Annotated in this window: 5 protein-coding genes; all 5 read right to left on the minus strand. The window is 37.0% G+C overall.

Translation table 11 applies throughout. The features are described 5' to 3' along the window. A partial coding sequence (locus tag BXU11_RS16475) for a TolC family protein (protein WP_139363536.1) occupies positions 1–829 on the minus strand: 829 nt, incomplete at its 3' end. A gap of 213 nt (positions 830–1,042) precedes the next feature. Then, positions 1,043–1,567, minus strand: a complete 525-nt coding sequence (locus BXU11_RS16480) for a CIA30 family protein (protein WP_223253691.1) — start codon at positions 1,565–1,567, stop codon at positions 1,043–1,045. Positions 1,568–1,705: 138 nt separating this feature from the next. Continuing rightward, positions 1,706–2,089 carry a VOC family protein gene (locus BXU11_RS16485; protein ID WP_024980959.1) on the minus strand — a complete coding sequence of 128 codons (384 nt, stop codon included), beginning with the start codon at positions 2,087–2,089 and terminating at the stop codon, positions 1,706–1,708. A 334-nt stretch (positions 2,090–2,423) separates the two neighbouring features. Further along, positions 2,424–3,002, minus strand: a complete 579-nt coding sequence (locus tag BXU11_RS18170) for a pitrilysin family protein (RefSeq protein ID WP_223253762.1) — start codon at positions 3,000–3,002, stop codon at positions 2,424–2,426. After that, the coding region (locus BXU11_RS18175; protein WP_223253763.1) for an insulinase family protein at positions 2,980–3,338 on the minus strand (359 nt) is incomplete at its 5' end. The genes BXU11_RS18170 and BXU11_RS18175, both read right to left, overlap by 23 nt.

The following is a 3,338-nucleotide window of genomic DNA, read 5'->3' on the forward strand; positions in this document are numbered from 1 at the left end:
CCTTTACCGATTGATCCATCGCTTGGATGTCTTTTCTGTCTAAGGGCAAATTCAAATTTATGGGACTTACAACAATGCTGTTTTCGAGTGCTTCAACAGGTTTGAAAACTGCATTTTTAGTATCTTCATTTAATAAAAAAGCCAAATAATCAGAGGCGTTTTGTATGTTGCTTTTAGCATATTGCAATTGATTTTTAATTTCATTTACTCGAACTTGAACCGAAAGTAAATCAGTTTTTTGTAGTAAGCCTTGTTTGAAATAGTTGTTGACCAATTGCAAATTAGCTTGTACAGTAGTATTGGCTTTGTTCAAAACGTTGACGGCTTGATAAGCCAATTGTAGTTGCATAAAGGCCTTGTTTACTTCCAATTCAAGGTATTCTTTGCTGCGTTCGGTTTGTAATTGATGGGCTTGCATTTTGGCTTTTGCAGCCTGTCTGCCATAAAGACCATCGACATTGATTAAGGGTTGAAGGATTTCTATTTTGGTAGCAAAGTTTTGTGTGCGAGCTGGATTGTTGAGTAAAGCCGGGTTGAAATCGGCTTGGGTTAGGATTTCTTGATTCAGTTTTGAACCAAAAGCCATAAGCGGATTAGTAGTCGAAATCGCCGTATGCGAAGCCGTGATACTTGGAAGAAATAAAGCGTTCGATTGTCTGTAATCAGCTTGTGCGGCTTGAAATTCTTGTTGCGCTATTTTAAGCTGAAGGTTTTTATCTGCAGCTTTTAGCGCTATTTCTTTTTTGTATACCAACAGTGTATCTTGACTCCATCCTGTAGTGGAACCGATCAAGCTCAATAGAAGTCCAACTATTTTTATTTTTTTCATCTTTTTTACTTTTTGATAAAGCAAAAGTAGGCGCTAAAAAAAACAAAGTCTGTAACTAATATCACACTGCTTGTTTTGGGTAGGAGTTAACCCTGATTTCAAAAAAATAGGGCACTTTTGTCAAATCGGAAAGTTGTTAAACAGAAAACGGAATTAGAGAGTAAGAGACTAGAAATGAGTCTTAGCGTGCTATCTATAACAAGAAATGACGACTTATTGCAGCACAATACGATCCAAAAGTAATTGGAACGATTCGTTTTTTTTGTTCGCAATCAGAAATACTATTTCTTCAAAAGAAGCACTGTTGAAATTAGGAGCCTCTAAGCGTCGACCTCTAAACGAAGGATACAAGGTGTTGAGGTTGATAATAATGGTTTCCCATTCCCCTGTGGTTGGAAAGGTGGTGATATAGGAATAATAAGCGGAAGATTGATCTTTAATCCGAAATTGATAGTTTTTACCGTCTCCTTTTACACGAAGGACAATTTGACTTTTGGAAGTCGCAGCTACAGGCGAAAATCGATGTCGGATCGAGGTAAAACCGCCGTTGTTTTCTAAAGAAACCTTTCCCGAAAAAACACCATGCCCTGACGTATTGATGGCAAATGCACCAGAGGAAAGGCCACCCATAACTCCATCGTTTACCAAAGTCCAATCATTTGCAGCTGATTTTGTAGTGAAATCATAAAGAGTGGTAGTTTGTGTCATCATAAATACTATAGCAATGAATAAAGGCATAACTCAATGTTTCAACTAAAGTACTCAATCTACTGCGTTGTAGGGCAGTTTTAACAGCTTTTTGATAGCTGTTTAGGGGCGAAAGAGCGAATGGTTATTGTTTTGAAGAGGAGCTAATGCAGTGTCTATTGGAGTTTTTTAAATTTCATAAAGTTCAATGGGCAACTTGTCAGGGTCTTCCAAAAAGGTAAAGCGCTTTTGTGTAAATTCATCGACTCTTATCGGTTCTGTAATTACATTATATTTCATTAAATGTTCTATACATTTTTCGAGATTTGAAACTTCAAAAGCAAGATGACGGAGTCCACAAGCTTCTGGTTGCGAAACCCGCTGTGGTGGAGTAGGAAAGGAAAATAATTCTATAGTATAAAGGCCACTTAACGCAAGATCAAGTTTGTAGGATTGTCTTTCCTCTCTGTAACACTCTTTAATAATTTCCAAACCTAATATTTCGGTATAAAAATGTTTTGATTTTTGATAATCAGAACAAATGATGGCTATATGATGAATGCTTTTTAACATTTTTGATGGGGTATAGTGCGACAAGAAAAGTTAAGGCAAGTGCCTATCGTAATAGATCTTACTAATTTTACTTGCTCAAAGGTAATTTTTTTAATCAAAAAAAACAGCAGTAACGTCAAGACGATACTGCTGCAGGTATTGATTGAGTAACCTTTCAATATGTTTTGTAAGTTACTTCAGCTTAGTTAGTTTATGTTTACTATTTCAAAGGCATAACCCTCTGAGCCGTTTTGACTTGTTCTGCTCAAGGAAATAATATCTCCTTTGAAGTTAAACAAAAATTTAGGATATCCTTTTAGTAATATTTCATTATCACGCGTCAATGATGGGTACTTTATAATCTGTAGCGATGGTCGATTTGGAAGTTCCGCCCTGCTTTAACGTTTTTCAAGACTTCAGCATCTACTTTTTCGGTTCTGATTTTTTTGATTTCTTTGATGAATTCTACCACAGCGCTATCGGTAACTGCATTACGAACAGCTGAAGTGGCTACAAATTTGGTGACATATTTTCCGGTCCCAATTTCTGAACGTGCGCCGTAAGTCCAAGCATGCTTTTCTCTCAAATTCATGTTCAAATACGAATTGAAATCGCCTCCTAAAATTTGATTCGCAATTACTGCTGGAAAAAAATCAGGGTCGTTCATTTTTAGAGTTACCGTATTTACCAATGAAATTACTGATTGCACAGCATTAGGTACATCAATCAAGTTGATTTGTAGTTGATTTACGTTTGGATTGGCTGTGTAGTCTGTTTTGGTAATGGATTTTTTCTCCCAAGCACCAAATAGTTTTTCGACTACAGCTTTGGTTTCCTTGAATTTGATATCGCCTATGATTACCAAATACGCATTTTCTGGTACAAAGTACGTTGCGTAATTGCTTTGAACATCAGCAAGGGTTACGTTTTTCAATGTTTCTTCGGTTACGAATTCTCCAGCGGGATGATTTTTTCCAAAGGCCAATACATCGACAACGCGACAGAAATGGCTTCGGCACTTTTTTTTCGTTGGCTTTCAATCCTTCGATGATTTTGGCTTTGTCTTTATCAAATTCTTCTTGGGTGAATTTTGGATATAACGCGCCTTCGGCTAGCAATTCTAAGACACGCCCAGCATATTTTGATAGTGCGCTCGCAGAGGCCCCTTGAGAAGAAAAATTAATATTGGCGCCTAAGAAATCAATTTCTTCGTTAAAGGCATCTTTGGATGTTTTTTGACTGCCATTACCCAGTAAGCTGCTGGTTAGAT

Source organism: Flavobacterium sp. LM5, assembly GCF_002017945.1.
GTDB classification, from domain to species: domain Bacteria; phylum Bacteroidota; class Bacteroidia; order Flavobacteriales; family Flavobacteriaceae; genus Flavobacterium; species Flavobacterium succinicans.